The organism is Rhodococcus sp. Z13 (assembly GCF_025837095.1).
Classification (GTDB): domain Bacteria; phylum Actinomycetota; class Actinomycetes; order Mycobacteriales; family Mycobacteriaceae; genus Rhodococcus; species Rhodococcus sacchari.
The window spans coordinates 1,024,712-1,039,745 of sequence record NZ_CP107551.1; the positions used below are offsets into that span (position 1 = coordinate 1,024,712).

Below are 15,034 nucleotides of genomic sequence, written 5' to 3' on the forward strand. Positions count from 1 at the left end.
CTGCCGATTCGACACCCCGCACTCCGGGACGGAATGCTGGAGGACATGACGTCTCCCCGCCCCGTGCTCACGACCCCGGTCCTGCTGCTCATGGCGGTCGCGACGGGTCTGTGCGTGGGCGGAAACTACTTCAACCAGCCGCTGCTCGCTTCGATCGCCGACGCCCTGGGTACCTCCGAGTCGGCGGCCGCGTCGACGGTGACCGTCGCGCAGGTCGCCTACGGCCTCGGCCTGCTGTTCATCGTCCCGCTCGGCGACATGTTCCCGCAGCGCCGCCTGGCGGTGCTCCTCATGCTCGTCGCCGCGGCCGGGCAGGGGCTCAGCGGTGTCGCACCGAACATCGGTGTCCTCGTCGTGGGCACCGCCGTCGCGGGTCTGTTCTCCGTCGCGGCGCAGGTGCTGGTGCCGTTCGCGGCGACCCTGGCCACCCCCGAACACCGGGGGCGCGCGGTGGGCACGGTGATGAGCGGACTGCTCGTCGGCATCCTCGCCGCCCGCAGCGTCGCCGGTATCCTCGCCGAGCTCGGCGGCTGGGCGACGGTCTACCGGGTGAGCGCTGTCGCGATGGTGATCGTCGCCCTGGCCCTGTGGCGGGTGCTGCCCGCCACCACCCCGACCGCCCGCCAGAGCTACGGGAGGACACTGCGGTCGCTCGGCAACCTGCTGCTCGCCCATCCGCGGTTGCGGACCCGGGCGCTGCTCGGCGGCCTGACCTTCGCGTCGGTGAGCGCGTTGTTCTCCACGATGGCGTTCCTGCTGGCCGGCCCGCCCTTCGGTCTCGGCGACCTGCAGATCGGCCTGGTCGGTCTCGCGGGGCTGGCCGGGGCGCTCGCCGCGACCGTCGCGGGACGCCTCGTCGACCGCGGCTACGGCCCGCAGACCACCGCCGTCGGTGTCGTCACCGTGGTGCTGTCCTGGCCGGCGCTCGCCGCGGGCGGGACCTCCCTCCTGTGGTTCCTGGTCGGGATGCTCGTCATCGACCTGGCCCTGAGCCTCGTGCACATCACCAACCAGAGCGTCGTCTACGCCCTCGACCCGGACGCCCGGTCGCGACTGAACTCCGTCTACATGACGGGCTACTTCATCGGTGCGGCCTCGGGGTCGGCGTTGGGCACCGCCGCGTGGACCGCCGGAGGCTGGCCCGGGGTGTGCGTGCTCGGCGCCGCGCTCGGTCTGCTGGCTGCACTGGTGTGGCTGTACGACCGGCGGATCGCCGCGCGGATGCCGGGCGGGGCGGTCACGACGGGGGACGAACGGGCAGCAGCCTGAGCTCGCGGGCGCGGCCCACGGCCTCCACCCTCGTGTGGACGCCGAGCTTGCGGTAGATGCTGCGCAGCTGGGTCTTGACGGTGTTGGGGGAGACGAACAGCGTCTTCGCGATGTCGGCGTGGGTCGAACCGTCCGCCAGCAGCCGGAGCACATCGGTCTCGCGCCGCGACAGCTCCACCCGCCGCACGGGCTCGGCGAACACCGACTTCACCGGCCCGCCGGGAATCGGGCTGCCACCGAGCGCGACCAGCCGGTCGGCGAGCTCGGGCGCGACCAGCGTGAAGGCGCGGCGGTTGCCGAGGGACGCGGCGAGCGCGCACGCCCGCTGCCAGTCGCGCACGGCGTCCCCGCCCTCCTCGAGATCGAGGTGCGCCTGCGCGGCGACGAGCAGCGCCTCCAGATGTGCCCGCGGATAGCCGCAGTCGATCCACGACACCCGCCGGAGCTTCTCGAGCGCGACGTCCGGTCGTCCGGTGAACGCCTCGACCCGCGCCGCGGTCACGGCGACGAGCGGATGGTCGCTCGGTCCCTCGCCGGCGATCGCCCCCGCCAGGTTGCCGTTGCCGAGCGCGAGCTGCAGGTCGACCTCCGCCGCGGTGAGCAGCACGCGGGAGAACGCGCCGTGCTCGTGCCGGTCGCGATGCGAGGCGATCAGCCGGTGCAGCGCCGTGAGCCCGTCGTAGGCGGCGCCCGTGGTCAGGTCGTAGTAGGCGCGGCAGTACCCGACGAACCCCCACAGTTCCTCGGACAGGCGCGGCACCCCGAGCTCGTCGAGCCGGTGCGCCGCCGCGTCGAGGTCCAGCTCGTCGAGGTGCACCAGGACGGCGGCGGCGCGGCCGCTCACCCGCACCATCTCGCCCCAGTGACCCTCCGTCGGCTCGGCCTCCCGCTCGAGCCGCAGCCATTCGCGGGCCCGCGGGTCGTCGCCCACCACCGCCCAGTCGAGCGCGGAACTGCCGGCTGCGTTCTGCACCGCGAAGGCGATCTTCTCGGCGTTCGCACCGCGGTAGGCGCGCTGGAAGGCGGGGGTGGACTCGGTCAGCAGACCGGCGAGCTGGAGGGTGATGCCCCACTGCACGCGCAGCAGCGGCAGCTGCGGGCGGATGTCCTCCGGGTGGTGTTCGAGGATGGACCGGACGAGCGGTTCGAGCAGCCGGGTCAGCCGCGCCGCCTCGGCGAACTCGCCGGCGGTCCGGAGGGCGAGGGTCTGCACGGTCGCGACGTACAGGGTCTGGGCGGCGCCGGCGGTGCGTCCCAGTTCGGCGAGTTCGGCCGGGTCGGTGGGCAGCGACGAGTGCAGCACGGTGTGCTCGTCGAGCATCTGCGTGAACAGGGCGCGGCCCGCCAGGACCGAGGGGTGTGCCTCGAGTTCCTCGTCCGGGATCTGCCGGAGCACCTTGACGAGGACGTCGAAGGAGTTGTCCACCATCTGGGCCCAGCACTCCTCGACGATCTCCAGGGCGGTCGTCCAGTCGCCGGCCTCGGCGGCGTAGATCGACGCCACCGCCGGATCCCCGGCCCGGTGGTGGGCGCGGGCGAGACCGGACAGCAGGGTCTCGACGTGCCCGGGCCGCGCGCGGCGAGCAATCTCGAGGACACACGTGCGGACGGCGTCCGGCCAGCGCCACGTGCGGGGGCTGTCGAACGGTGAACCCGCCACCAGCCCGGCCGCGGCGAGCGCGGACAGGGCCGCCGCCGCGTCGTCGACGCCGGTCAGTTCGGTGGCCTCGGCGGCGGTGACGCTGTGCGCCGCGGCCACCGACAACGCGAACCGGCGGTGGGCGTCGTCGAGTTCGTCGAGCCGCTTCTCCACGTACCGCTGCACGAGATGCTCGAGCGGCGCCGCGGGGCGGCCGCGGCCGTCGACGAGCCGCTGGGGCAGGTTCCGGGCGAGGGTGGCGGCGGCCGAGATCAGCACCGGCACCCCGCCGAGGGCCCGGCACAGCGCGGCGCACTCGGACTCGGAGCGTTCCACCCGCGAATCCTGCAGCAGCGCCGTCGTCTCGTCGACGGTGAAGGCCAGATCGGACGCCGGGATGTACACGTGGTCGATGCCCCGCACCACGACCTCGCTCAGGTCGACGTCGGTGCCGGGCAGGCAGACGACCACGTCGAGTCGCGGGCAGCGGTCGAGCAGACCCAGCACGTCGGGAAGCACCGTGCCGGCCGAGGCGGGGACCCCGGAGAGGACGAGCAGGCTAGGGCCGTCGACGCCTTCGAAGGTCCGGACGATCCGGTCGAAAGTGTCACTGCCGGTGGTCGGTTCCACGGCGGGATGCTCACCGAGGACGTCGAGCACGCACTCCCACAGCGCGCCGGACCCGGGGACGGGCGGCACCCAGACGATCGTGTGCTCGGGGGCGCCGCCGTGGTGGAGCCACCCGGCGACGAGCGTGCGCTTGCCGAAACCCGGCGGGGCGTTCAGCACGGTGAGCGGGGCACGACGATCGAGGCACGAGGTCAACCGAGGTCTCGACAGCGCCGAGGACAGCGAACGCCAGTGGGGCGCCCCGGCGCGTCGGGAGTCGGGAACACTCACGCGAACTCCTTCGGCAGGCGTCGGGGTCGCTCCGCGCAGGCGTCAACGCCCAGCGGCACCCCCGACAGGCCCCTTGGTCGCTGACAGAGTACCCGTTTCGGTGTTCTGACGTGCAACAACGATCTCGGCCCCGGCCGCACCCGGGACGGATCGGGTGCGGCCGGGGCCGAGGGACGGAATCGACCGGGTCAGGCGCCGGTGGCGCTCAGGCGCGCCTTCTCGAGGGCGGCCAGGGTGCGCAGGATGGTGGCCCGCTGCTTCTCCAGGTCGCTGCGACGCGCGCGGGCGGCGAGGCCGTTCTGATCCCCGACGAGCTCGAGCTGCGCGTCGATCGCCGAGAGCTGATCGAGCAGTGCGAGGGCTCGGGTCTGGATCTCCTCGACGTCGACGACACCGGTCTTCACCGGTGCGGGCTTCGGCGCGGCCTTGGCCGGCTGCGACGACGCGCCCGTGGACGTGGAGCGGGTGGCGCTCGACGAGGAGCGGGTCGCGCTCGAGGAGGAGGTCGCCGAATGGTGTTCGGCCACCGCGGCGGCGCGGGGGCGGAGGGCCTTGCGGACGAGGGCCGGGTCGGGCTGCTCGGCGAGGCGGATGTCGTTCAGTGCGCGGCGGGCCTCCCGGGCGGCGAGTCGGTGCTCGTACTCCTCCTCGTCGTCGGACTGGAGCGTGCCGCCGATCGGACGCAGCCCGTACATACCCATGAACCTGCGGGCCTCGTCGATCACGGATTCGTGCTTACGGCAAGTGGCACAGCGGGGTTCGTTGCGGAAGAGCTCGACCGAGTCGGTGTCGCCACACCAGACACACGCACCGGGCGACCATCGCCGTGCCGTTCGGATTGTCGCGTTTTCCGTAGGGGCATCGAGAGTCTGCGCGTCGGTCACGAGGTGCCACTTTAAGTGAAAGGGAAGTTACGCCGAAGAGGGGGGTGGGGCGTGACCTGCGGCGACCGTACCTGACAGTGACGAAGATCATCCCACCTTGCGCGTGTCCACAAACCTTTGGGGCACACAGCATTTCCATACCCCCCGGTCTGCCTCGTCACGTCGCGGTGGCCTCGGTGAGCCAGCGCACCAACGGCCGGAACTCGCGCCAGGCGGAACGGACCTCGTCGAGGGTGCGCGGGCTGTCGATCCACGGCGGGGACACCTCGGTGCGTCCCGCCCAGATGGACCGGTGCCGCATCAGCTCGATGCGCGGATGATCGGGATCGACACCGCGCGGCCGGGTCTTGAGCCGGTTCCCGCCGATCTCGTAACCGGCGCGTTCGAGCTTGCGCACGATCCTCGTGAGCCCGGGGCCGCGCCGTTCGTGGTCGACGGCCTCCCGATAGGCGGCGATCTGCGCGGAGGAGGCGTCGAACATTCCGCCCGCCACCCGGAGTCCGGCGGCGTTGATCTCGACGTAGTAGCCGACGCTCCCCGCGGTCGCCACATAGCCGCCCTGGTGTGTCTTGTAGGGCAGCTTGTCCTTGCTGAACCGCACGTCCCGGTAGGGGCGGAAGATCTTGCCCTCCCCGAACTCCTCCTCGAGTTCGGCGAGCAGGGCAAGCATCGGGCCGCGCACGCAGTCGTCGTAGACGGCCTTGTGCGCGGCCCAGAACGTCTTGCTGTTGTCGGCCTCGAGATCGTCGTAGAAGTCGAGTGCCGCGACGGGGAATCCGGTGAACACCCGGACAGTGTGCCCCGTCGTGGGACCGATCGGTCAGGCGACCCCGTTGAACAGCGAGGTCACCGAACCGTTCTCGAACACCTCCCGGATCGTCTGCGCGAGCAGCGGCGCGATCGACAGCACCGTGAGGGAGTCGAACTGCTTCTCCGCGGGGATCGGCAGCGTGTTGGTGACGATGACCTCCCGGGCACCGCACGCGGCGAGGCGCTCGGCGGCCGGATCGGAGAGCACACCGTGGGTGGCGGCGATGATGACGTCGCCCGCGCCGGCCTCCTTGAGGATCTTCACGGCGCCGGCGATGGTGCCGCCGGTGTCGATCATGTCGTCGATCAGGATGCAGGTGCGGCCCTCGACCTCACCGACCACGCGGTTCGACTTGACCTGGTTCGGGACCAGCGGGTCGCGGGTCTTGTGGATGAACGCCAGCGGGGCGCCGCCGAGGGTGTCGGCCCACTTCTCGGCGACACGGACACGACCGGAGTCGGGGGAGACGACGGCGATGTTCTCGACGCCGTACTTGCCGCGGATGTACTCGGCGAGCTGACCCTGCGCGTGCATGTGGTCGACCGGGCCGTCGAAGAAGCCCTGGATCTGATCGGTGTGCAGGTCGACCGTGATGATGCGGTCGGCGCCGGCGGTCTTGAGCAGATCGGCGATCAGGCGGGCGGAGATGGGCTCGCGGCCGCGGTGCTTCTTGTCCTGGCGAGCGTAGGGGTAGAACGGCAGGATGGCGGTGATGCGCTTGGCCGAGCCACGCTTGAGCGCATCGATCATGATGAGCTGCTCCATGACCCACTGGTTCAGCGGGAACGGGTGGCTCTGCAGCACGAACGCGTCCGAACCGCGCACCGATTCCTCGAAGCGCACGAACGTCTCACCGTTCGCGAAGTCCCGCGCGGTCTGCGGGGTGAGGGGAACGCCCAGTTCCTTCGCGACCTGCTCCGCCAGCTCGGGATGGGCCCGGCCGGAGAAGAGCATCAGGTTCTTCTGGTTGTCGATCCAATTGGTCACGGGTTCTGGCCGTCCTTCTGCCGATCGTGGTCGTGCTGCTGCTGTGCTCGGGATGCTGCCTCGGCAGCGGGGGTACCGGCGCGATTGCGTTGGACCCACCCTTCAATATTGCGCTGTGGCGTACCCGACACCGCGAGCGCCCCCGGTGGGACGTCCCGGCGGAGTACGGTCCCGGCGCCCGTGTAGGCGCCGTCGCCGACCGTCACCGGTGCGACGAACATGGTGTCGGAGCCCGTGCGCACGTGGGATCCGACGACCGTGCGGTACTTGTTCACCCCGTCGTAGTTGACGAACACGCTCGACGCCCCGATGTTGGAGTGCTCACCGATCTCCGCGTCGCCGACGTAGGTGAGATGGGGGACCTTCGAATGCGCCCCGATCTGCGCGTTCTTGGTCTCGACGAAGGTGCCGAGCTTGCCGCCCTCACCCAGTTCGGTGCCGGGGCGCAGGTAGGTGAACGGCCCGACCGTGGCACGCTCGCCGATCACCGAGTCGGAGCCGTGGGTACGCACCACGGAGGCACCGGCGCCGACCCGCACGTTCGTCAGGGTGGTGTCGGGGCCGATCTCGGCGTCGTCGGCGATCACCGTGCGGCCGTGCAGCTGCACACCGGGATGGAGGGTGACGTCGCTGCCGAGTACCACCTCGACGTCGATCCGCGTGGTGGCGGGGTCGACGACCGTGACGCCCTCGCGCATCCACCGCTCGAGCACCCGCCGGTTGAGCTCGGTGGACAGGGCGGCGAGCTGGACGCGGTCGTTGACGCCGGAGACCTGCACGGCGTCGGCGGTGCGCAACCCGCGGACGGCCAGACCGTCGGCGCGGGCGATGTGCACCACGTCGGTCAGGTACAGCTCGCCCTGGGTGTTGTCGTCGTCGAGCCGGCCGAGGGCCGACCTCAGCGCGGCCGCGTCGAAGGCGTACACACCGGTGTTGATCTCCCGGATCGCGCGTTGCTCGTCGGTGGCGTCCTTCTCCTCGACGATCGCGGCGACCTCGCCGTCGTCGGTGCGGACGATCCGCCCGTAGCCGGTGGGTGCGTCCACGGTGGTGGTCAGCACGGTCACGGCGGCGGGGGAGGGATCGGTGTGGGCGGTGAGCAGGTCGCGCAGGGTGTCGGTGCCCAGCAGCGGCACGTCGCCGGCGGTGACGACGACCGTGCCGTCGAAGCCGTCCGGCAGCGCGTTCAGCCCGCACTCGACGGCGTGGCCGGTGCCGCGCTGCTCCTCCTGCACCGTGACGGTGATGCCGGTGCCGAGCTCGGCGGCGATCGTCTCGACCGCTGCGGAGACCTGCTCGCGCTGGTGGCCGACGACCGTGACGAGGTGGTCGGGCCCGAGCGCGGCGACGGCGTGGAGGGAGTGTGCGAGCATCGTGCGTCCGCCCAGTTCGTGCAGCACCTTGGGGGTCTTCGACCGCATCCGCGTTCCCGCTCCGGCCGCCAGCACGATGATCGCGGTCTGCACCTGCATCCAGCTCCCTCGACACGATTTCGGCACGCCGGTCGGACCGCGTGCACACGGGGAGCATCGGCTCCCCGGGATGGTTCCCGCTCCGCCGCCAGGACTCGAACCTGAACTATCTGAACCAAAATCAGAGGTGCTGCCGATTACACCACGGCGGATCGCCACACCCCTGCGACGCTCGGCCGGCAGGCGTGCGTCCCTGATCCTCGCACGAGAAGGCGTCGAGGTCGAACGTGGGGGTCGCGGTGTCGGGACTGGATAGGCTGTCGAACGATCCCAGTACGTCCCGTCGAAGGAGGACCCGTGTCGCAGGCGTCGCAGAAGCGGACCGAGCGCACTCCGCGGATCCGGATGACGGGCACGCAGCGCCGGGAGCAACTCATCGAGATCGGCCGCGCCCTGTTCGCCGAGCGCGGCTACGAGGGCGCCTCCATAGAGGAGATAGCCCAGCGGGCGCAGGTGTCCAAGCCCGTCGTCTACGAGCACTTCGGCGGCAAGGAGGGTCTCTACGCGGTGGTCGTGGACCGCGAGATGACCATCCTCATGTCGATGGTCACCGAGAGCCTGACCCGCAACCGCTCGCGGATCCGGGTGGAGCGGGCGGCCCTGGCCCTGCTCACCTACATCGAGGAACGCACCGACGGCTTCCGCATCCTCGTGCGCGACTCGCCGATGTCCGCGGAGGAGGGCACCTATTCGAGCCTGCTCAACGAGGCGATGCGGCAGGTGGGGGAGCTGCTGTCCGGTGACTTCTCGCGGCGGGGCCTGAACCCGGACTTCGCCCCGCTCTACGCCCAGGCCCTCGTCGGCATGGTCGCGACCACCGCGACGTGGTGGCTCGACCGGCGCACCCCCTCGAAGGAGGAGGTCGCCGCGCACCTGGTCAATCTGTGCTGGAACGGGCTGATGGCGCTGGAGGCCGACCCGAAGCTCGGTGATCCGCCCGCCCCCTCCGCATGATCACCCCCGATCACCGTTCGTTCCCACGTCACAGGTAAGTAACGTTATTGTGGACCGAGGGAGCGAGAAGGCGGGGACGGTGGGACGACAGGTACGCGCGGAGGCCACGCGCGAAGCGGTGCTGCAGGGGGCCGCGCAGGTGTTCGCGCGTGACGGATACGCCGAGGCCAATCTGACCGACATCCTCCGGGAGGCAGGCGTCACCAAGGGAGCGATGTACTTCCACTTCGCGTCCAAGGAGGAACTCGCCCGCGGCGTGATCGACGCCGGATTCGTGCGCTTCGCCGCCGCCGCCGAGACGAAGATGGACCGGCGGTCGCCGGCCCTCGAGACGATGATCGACCTGTCCGTCCTGCACGTCGACATGTCCGCGACCGACCCGATGGTGCGGGCCATGTTCCGTCTGCTGTTCGAGATCGGCGACTACAGCGGCACCGAGCACCGGCCCTTCGAGGTGTGGCAGCGCACGCTCGAGGAACTCGGCCGCCGGGCCGCCCGGGAGGGCGACCTCGTCGCGCACGTCGACCCCGAGCCCGTGGCGACCCTGATGCTCGAACAGGCGATGGGCGCCCGCATCGTCTCGAGCGCCCTCGGCTGGACCGAACGGCTCGCCGAGCAGACCGGAGTGATGTGGCGGATGATCCTGTCCGCGATGGTGCCGCCCGGCAAGCTCGACTACTTCACCCAGTTCGTCGAGCACCGCCTGCGGACCCAGTCGTGAGGTTCGGGCCCTTCACCGCCGGCGAGGCACCCGCTGCGCTGGAGAACCTGCTCGGCGAACTCGGCCCCGACACCGCGGTGACCATCGGCACCGTCCCCGCCCTGCTCACCATCCCGCAGGCCGCCGACGTGCTCGGCTGCTCCCGCGCGCACGTCGCCCGTCTCGTCGACACCGGCGCGCTCGCCGCGGAGTTCCACGGCCTGCACCGCCGGGTCGCTCGCTCCGACGTCCTCGCTCTCGCCGAACGCCGGGCGCAGGTCGTCGCGGAGGTGCTCGACAATCTCGCCGACCTCGCCCACCGTGAAGGGCTGTACGACCCGTTCTGATCCCGCCGGGCCGGGCGGAACCGACTTTTCTCGACGACGAAGGGGGACCGATGCCGGTTCGGGTGGTGCTCGGCGCGACGATGCTCTCCCGTCCCCGCCTGCGGGACGTGGCCCTGGCCCTCGCCGAAGACGGGCTGTACCAACCCTATTGGAGCGACGGCATCATCGCCGAGGTCGACCGCCGACTCCCACCGGAACTCCCGCGCCCCACCCGCGACTTCCTCTTCGCCGAACTCGACCGTGCCTTCCCCGACGCCCGCGTCGTCTGGCCCACCACGGTGCTGCGCGAGGTACCGCACGTCACCGACCCCAAGGAGACCCACATCGTCTCCGTCGCGCTGCTCAGCCACGCCGATGCCGTCGTCACCACCGACCCCGCCATCGCCGCGGCCCTCGAACGGTCGGGGATCGAGTCGTGGACCCCCGACGCCTTCGTCACCTTCGCCCTCGATGCCGACCCCGCCCGCACCCGCGCCTCCCTGCTGCGGATGGTGCGCCGCCGCTGGCTCACCCCCGACGAACGCCGCGACGACCCCGGCGACGAGGGGCTGCTCGCCCGGTTGTCCGACTGGGCACGGGGTTCCCTCGGTGACAGCAGCGCCGATCTCCTCGCGCCCCGCCGCGGTGACGGAAGCGCGCCCCGCCGCGGTGACGCGGTCGGGGGACCGGAATAGACTCGACGAGGTTCTCGTCTCACACTCAGGAGCGCTCTCCCTTGTCTGCTGTGCCCCCGGCCGCCACCCCACTGTCCGGATTGGCGCGGATCGCGCTGGCCGACGACCGACTGCGCAGGATCGGCGAGCTCGCCGGTTCCGCCGAGCAGGAGCTCGTCGCTCCGCCCGCCGTCCGCCCCTTCGTCACCGCGGCCCTGGCGGAGAAGGTTCCCGTCCTGGTGGTCACCGCCACCGGCCGCGAGGCCGACGACCTCACCGCCGAACTCACCGAGATGCTCGGCGGGGTCGTCGCACAGTTCCCCTCCTGGGAGACCCTGCCGCACGAGCGGCTGTCACCGAGCGCCGACACCGTCGGCCGCCGCCTGCAGGTGCTGCGGCGCCTGGCCCGGCCCGACGACCGGGACCTCGGCCCCGAGCTGCGGGTCGTCGTCGCCACCGTCCGCTCGCTGGTGCAGCCGATGGCTCCCGGGCTCGGGGAGATCGAACCCGTCACGCTGCGGGTCGGTGCCGAACTCGACTTCGAGCAGCTGATCGAGCGACTCGTCGAGCTCGCCTACACCCGCGTCGACATGGTCGGCAAGCGCGGCGAGTTCGCGGTGCGCGGCGGCATCCTCGACCTGTTCCCGCCCACCGCCGACCACCCGGTCCGCGTCGAGTTCTGGGGCGACGAGATCACCGAACTGCGGTGCTTCTCCGTCGCCGACCAGCGGTCCATCTCCGACGTCGACGTCCCGGTCGTCGTCGCCCCGCCCTGCCGTGAGCTGCTGCTCACCGACGAGGTCAAGGCCCGCGCCGCGCAGCTCGCGCAGGACAACCCCGCCGACGCGGCGCTCGTCGAGATGCTCGGCAAGATGGCCGAGGGCATCCCCGTCGAGGGCATGGAGGCGCTGCTGCCCGTGCTGCAGCCCGGCGAGCTGCAGCTGCTCACCGACGTGCTGCCCGCCGGCACCCACGTGCTCGTCTGCGACCCCGAGAAGGTCCGCACCCGCGCCGGTGACCTCGCCCGCACCGGCCAGGAGTTCCTCGAGGCGTCGTGGACGGCGGCGTCGATCGGCGGTGCCGCCCCGCTCGACACCTCCAACCTCAACGGGGTCGACGGGAAGGCGATCGACCTCGGTGCCTCCGCCTACCGGTCGCTGCGGCAGGTGCGTGAGGCCGCGCAGGCGGCCGGGCGGCCGTGGTGGACGCTGAGCCCGCTCGCCTCCGGTTCCGACACCGAGGTCGTCGTCGACGTCCAGCCCGCCCCGGAGGTCCGCGGCTCCGAAGAACTGCTGTCGATGCTGTTCGCGAACCTGCGGGCGCACGTCACCACCGGCGGTCGCGCGGTGATCGTCGTGGCCGGTGCCGGCACCGCCGGCGGGTCCTCGAACGCCTGAAGGAGAACGAGGTCCCCGCCGCCGAACTCGAGCCCGGCGCCGAACCGGTGCGCGGGCAGGTCGGTGTGCTCCGTGGCTGCCTCCACGACGGCATGGTCCTGCCCGGCAACGGTGACAACGTCGTGCCCGGCCTGGTGCTCGTCACCGAGGCCGATCTCACCGGCAACCGGGTCGTCACCGAGGGACGCAAGACCCCCGTCAAGCGCCGCAACCAGGTCGACCCGCTCGCCCTGAACGCCGGCGACTTCGTCGTCCACGACCAGCACGGCATCGGCAGGTTCGTCGAGATGGTCGAGCGCACCGTCGGCGGCGCGCGCCGCGAGTACCTCGTCATCGAGTACGCGCCCAGCAAGCGCGGCCAGCCCGGCGACCGACTGTTCGTCCCCATGGAACAACTCGACCAGCTCTCCCGCTACGTCGGTGGCGAGCTGCCGTCGATCAGCAAGCTCGGCGGCTCCGACTGGGCCAACACGAAGCGCAAGGCACGCAAGGCCGTTCGCGAGATCGCCGGCGAGCTGGTGCGGCTGTACGCGGCGCGGCAGGCCTCCCCGGGCCACGCCTTCGCCCCGGACACCCCGTGGCAGAAGGAGATGGAGGACGCCTTCCCGTTCACGGAGACCCAGGACCAGCTCACCGTCATCTCCGAGGTCAAGGCCGACATGGAGAAGCCGGTCCCGATGGACCGCGTCGTCATCGGCGACGTCGGCTACGGCAAGACCGAGATCGCGGTGCGCGCCGCCTTCAAGGCCGTGCAGGACGGCAAGCAGGTCGCGGTGCTCGTCCCCACCACGCTGCTCGCCCAGCAGCACCTGCAGACCTTCAGCGAACGCATGGCGTCGTTCCCCGTCACCGTGAAGGGCTTGAGCCGCTTCACCGATGCCGCCGAGGCCCGCGAGGTGATCGAGGGTCTCGCCGACGGCACCGTCGACGTCGTCGTCGGTACCCACCGGCTGCTGCAGACCGGCATCCGCTGGAAGGACCTCGGCCTCGTGATCGTCGACGAGGAACAGCGTTTCGGCGTCGAGCACAAGGAACACATCAAGGCGCTGCGCACCCACGTCGACGTGCTCACCATGTCGGCCACCCCGATCCCGCGCACCCTGGAGATGAGCATGGCCGGCATCCGCGAGATGTCGACCATCCTCACCCCGCCGGAGGAACGCCACCCGATCCTCACCTACGTCGGTGCCTACAACGACAAGCAGGTCGCCGCCGCCATCCGCCGCGAGCTGCTCCGCGACGGCCAGGTCTTCTACGTCCACAACAGGGTGAGCTCGATCGACAAGGCCGCCAAGCGGATCCGTGATCTCGTGCCCGAGGCACGGGTCGCCGTCGCCCACGGCCAGATGAACGAGGACGCCCTCGAGAAGACCGTGCAGGGCTTCTGGGAGCGCGAGTTCGACGTGCTCGTGTGCACCACGATCGTCGAGACCGGCCTGGACATCTCCAACGCCAACACCCTCATCGTCGAACGCGCCGACACCCTCGGCCTGTCGCAGCTGCACCAGCTGCGCGGCCGCGTCGGTCGGTCGCGGGAACGCGGCTACGCCTACTTCCTGTACCCGCCGGAGAAGCCGCTCACCGAGACCGCCTACGACCGGCTCGCGACCATCTCGCAGAACTCCGATCTCGGCGCCGGCATGGCCGTCGCGATGAAGGACCTCGAGATCCGCGGCGCCGGAAACGTTCTCGGCGCCGAGCAGTCCGGTCACGTCGCCGGGGTCGGCTTCGACCTGTACGTGCGGCTCGTCGGCGAAGCCGTCGAGGCGTACCGGGCCGCAGCCGACGGCAGGCCCGTCACCACCGAGGAGGCCCCCAAGGAGGTGCGCATCGACCTGCCCGTCGACGCGCACATCCCCGCCGACTACGTCGCCTCCGACCGGCTGCGGCTCGAGGCCTACCGCAAGCTCGCCGCCGCGACCGACGACGCCGCGATCGCCGAGGTCGTCGACGAACTCGTCGACCGCTACGGCCCGCTGCCGGAGGAGGTGCGCCGCCTCGTGTCCGTCGGACGGCTGCGGTTGCTGTGCCGCGAGTACGGCCTCGAGGAGGTCGCGGTCGTGGGCACCCAGATCAAGATCTCGCCGATGGACCTGCCGGACTCGAAGCAGATGCGCCTCAAGCGGCTGTACCCGGCCTCGCAGTACCGGCCCACCAGCGGACTCGTGCAGCTGCCGATCCCGCGGACCGGCGGTGTCGGCTCCGACCGGATGCGCGACGTGGCGCTGCTGCAGTACATCGCCGACTTCCTGCTCGCCCTCGACGGCAAACCGCAGGGCTCGGTGGACCTGTCCGGTGAGATCCCGGTGAACGCATGAACGACTACCCGTCCCTGCGCGAGGCCGCCGAGGTGATGGACAGGCTGTGGTCCTTCAGCGGCTGGGAGGTCACCCAGACCCACGAGAGCCTGCGGCGGTATCTCGTGGAGGAGACCTACGAGGTCCTCGACGCCATCGACTCGGGCGACCCCGACGAACTGCGCGAGGAACTCGGCGACCTGCTGCTGCAGGTGCTCTTCCACTCGCGGATCGCCGAGGCGGCCGGGCGGTTCACCATCGACGACGTCGCCGCGACCCTCGTCGCGAAGCTTGCCGCGCGCAGCCCCCACCTGACCAACGGTCACGAGGGCCCCCTCGACGTCGCCGAGCAGGAACAGGCCTGGGAGGTCGCGAAGAAGGCCGAGAAGGCCCGACCGTCCTGCCTCGACGGCATCGCCACCGCCCAGCCGGCGCTGTCGCTGGCCGACAAGGTCGTCGAACGTGCACGGCGCGCGGGTCTGCCCGACCACCTGATCCCGGCCGAGCTGCGGACGGTGAGCATCACCGGCGACGGGGGAGCGGAGGCCGCGCTGCGCAGCGCGACCATGCGTTTCGCCGAGACCGTCCGGGCGGCGGAGCGGGCCGCCCACGCCGACGGTGTGCCCCACGGCGGCCTCGACGCGCAGGCCTGGGAGCGGTACTGGCCGAACTGACCGCGGACGCGCTCACGTGCACCATTCGTCCCGTATGGAATATGGAAGGG

11 protein-coding genes, 1 tRNA gene and 1 pseudogene are annotated in these 15,034 nt (G+C 71.2%); 7 read left to right on the forward strand and 6 right to left on the reverse strand.

Annotated features, from left to right (window positions below; all coding sequences use genetic code 11):
- Positions 1–45 precede the first annotated feature (45 nt).
- Positions 46–1,269, forward strand: coding sequence for an MFS transporter (locus OED52_RS04835; RefSeq protein WP_264153552.1), 1,224 nt, complete (start codon positions 46–48; stop codon positions 1,267–1,269).
- Here OED52_RS04835 and OED52_RS04840 read toward each other — a convergent pair.
- The 6 genes from OED52_RS04840 to OED52_RS04865 all read right to left on the reverse strand — a co-directional run bounded on the left by OED52_RS04840 (position 1,238) and on the right by OED52_RS04865 (position 8,114).
- Positions 1,238–3,808 (reverse strand): helix-turn-helix transcriptional regulator, encoded by a 2,571-nt coding sequence (locus OED52_RS04840; protein ID WP_264153553.1) that lies wholly within the window; start codon positions 3,806–3,808, stop codon positions 1,238–1,240. The two genes, OED52_RS04835 and OED52_RS04840, sit on opposite strands and share 32 nt — an antisense overlap.
- Positions 3,809–3,996: 188 nt before the next feature.
- Positions 3,997–4,692 (reverse strand): hypothetical protein, encoded by a 696-nt coding sequence (locus OED52_RS04845; protein ID WP_264153554.1) that lies wholly within the window; start codon positions 4,690–4,692, stop codon positions 3,997–3,999.
- A gap of 157 nt (positions 4,693–4,849) precedes the next feature.
- Positions 4,850–5,479 carry a DUF2461 domain-containing protein gene (locus OED52_RS04850; RefSeq protein ID WP_264153555.1) on the reverse strand — a complete coding sequence of 210 codons (630 nt, stop codon included), beginning with the start codon at positions 5,477–5,479 and terminating at the stop codon, positions 4,850–4,852.
- A 33-nt stretch (positions 5,480–5,512) separates the two neighbouring features.
- On the reverse strand, positions 5,513–6,490 hold the full coding sequence (locus OED52_RS04855; RefSeq protein WP_264153556.1) for a ribose-phosphate diphosphokinase: 978 nt from the start codon (positions 6,488–6,490) through the stop codon (positions 5,513–5,515).
- A complete protein-coding gene (gene glmU, locus OED52_RS04860) occupies positions 6,487–7,962 on the reverse strand; it encodes a bifunctional UDP-N-acetylglucosamine diphosphorylase/glucosamine-1-phosphate N-acetyltransferase GlmU (RefSeq protein ID WP_264153557.1) in 1,476 nt (491 codons plus the stop codon). The genes OED52_RS04855 and glmU overlap by 4 nt, the downstream gene beginning before the upstream one ends.
- Before the next feature lie 80 nt (positions 7,963–8,042).
- Positions 8,043–8,114: transfer RNA gene (locus OED52_RS04865), tRNA-Gln, on the reverse strand.
- Positions 8,115–8,307: 193 nt separating this feature from the next.
- On the opposite strand from OED52_RS04865, the gene OED52_RS04870 reads away from it, so the two are divergent.
- From OED52_RS04870 to OED52_RS04895, 6 genes and pseudogenes are all read left to right on the forward strand, one after another.
- Positions 8,308–8,916: a TetR/AcrR family transcriptional regulator gene (locus OED52_RS04870; protein ID WP_264154580.1), complete on the forward strand. Its 609-nt coding sequence runs from the start codon at positions 8,308–8,310 to the stop codon at positions 8,914–8,916.
- A 79-nt stretch (positions 8,917–8,995) separates the two neighbouring features.
- Positions 8,996–9,637, forward strand: coding sequence for a ScbR family autoregulator-binding transcription factor (locus OED52_RS04875; RefSeq protein ID WP_264153558.1), 642 nt, complete (start codon positions 8,996–8,998; stop codon positions 9,635–9,637).
- Positions 9,634–9,963, forward strand: a complete 330-nt coding sequence (locus OED52_RS04880; RefSeq protein ID WP_264153559.1) for a helix-turn-helix domain-containing protein — start codon at positions 9,634–9,636, stop codon at positions 9,961–9,963. Before OED52_RS04875 ends, OED52_RS04880 begins: the two co-directional genes overlap by 4 nt.
- Before the next feature lie 50 nt (positions 9,964–10,013).
- Positions 10,014–10,637 carry a PIN domain-containing protein gene (locus OED52_RS04885; protein WP_264153560.1) on the forward strand — a complete coding sequence of 208 codons (624 nt, stop codon included), beginning with the start codon at positions 10,014–10,016 and terminating at the stop codon, positions 10,635–10,637.
- 80 nt (positions 10,638–10,717) lie between these two features.
- A pseudogene (gene mfd, locus OED52_RS04890) lies at positions 10,718–14,331 on the forward strand (transcription-repair coupling factor).
- On the forward strand, positions 14,328–14,984 hold the full coding sequence (locus OED52_RS04895; protein WP_264153561.1) for a nucleoside triphosphate pyrophosphohydrolase: 657 nt from the start codon (positions 14,328–14,330) through the stop codon (positions 14,982–14,984). The pseudogene mfd and the gene OED52_RS04895 overlap by 4 nt, the downstream one beginning before the upstream one ends.
- The last annotated feature ends 50 nt before the right edge of the window (positions 14,985–15,034 follow it).

Excerpts from the sequence above, each read along its gene's own strand:
- OED52_RS04835 (WP_264153552.1), top strand. The coding sequence starts at position 46 with ATGACGTCTCCCCGCCCCGTGCTCACGACCCCGGTCCTGCTGCTCATG.
- glmU (WP_264153557.1), bottom strand. The coding sequence starts at position 7,962 with ATGCAGGTGCAGACCGCGATCATCGTGCTGGCGGCCGGAGCGGGAACG.
- OED52_RS04870 (WP_264154580.1), top strand. The coding sequence starts at position 8,308 with ATGACGGGCACGCAGCGCCGGGAGCAACTCATCGAGATCGGCCGCGCC.
- OED52_RS04885 (WP_264153560.1), top strand. The coding sequence starts at position 10,014 with ATGCCGGTTCGGGTGGTGCTCGGCGCGACGATGCTCTCCCGTCCCCGC.
- OED52_RS04895 (WP_264153561.1), top strand. The coding sequence starts at position 14,328 with ATGAACGACTACCCGTCCCTGCGCGAGGCCGCCGAGGTGATGGACAGG.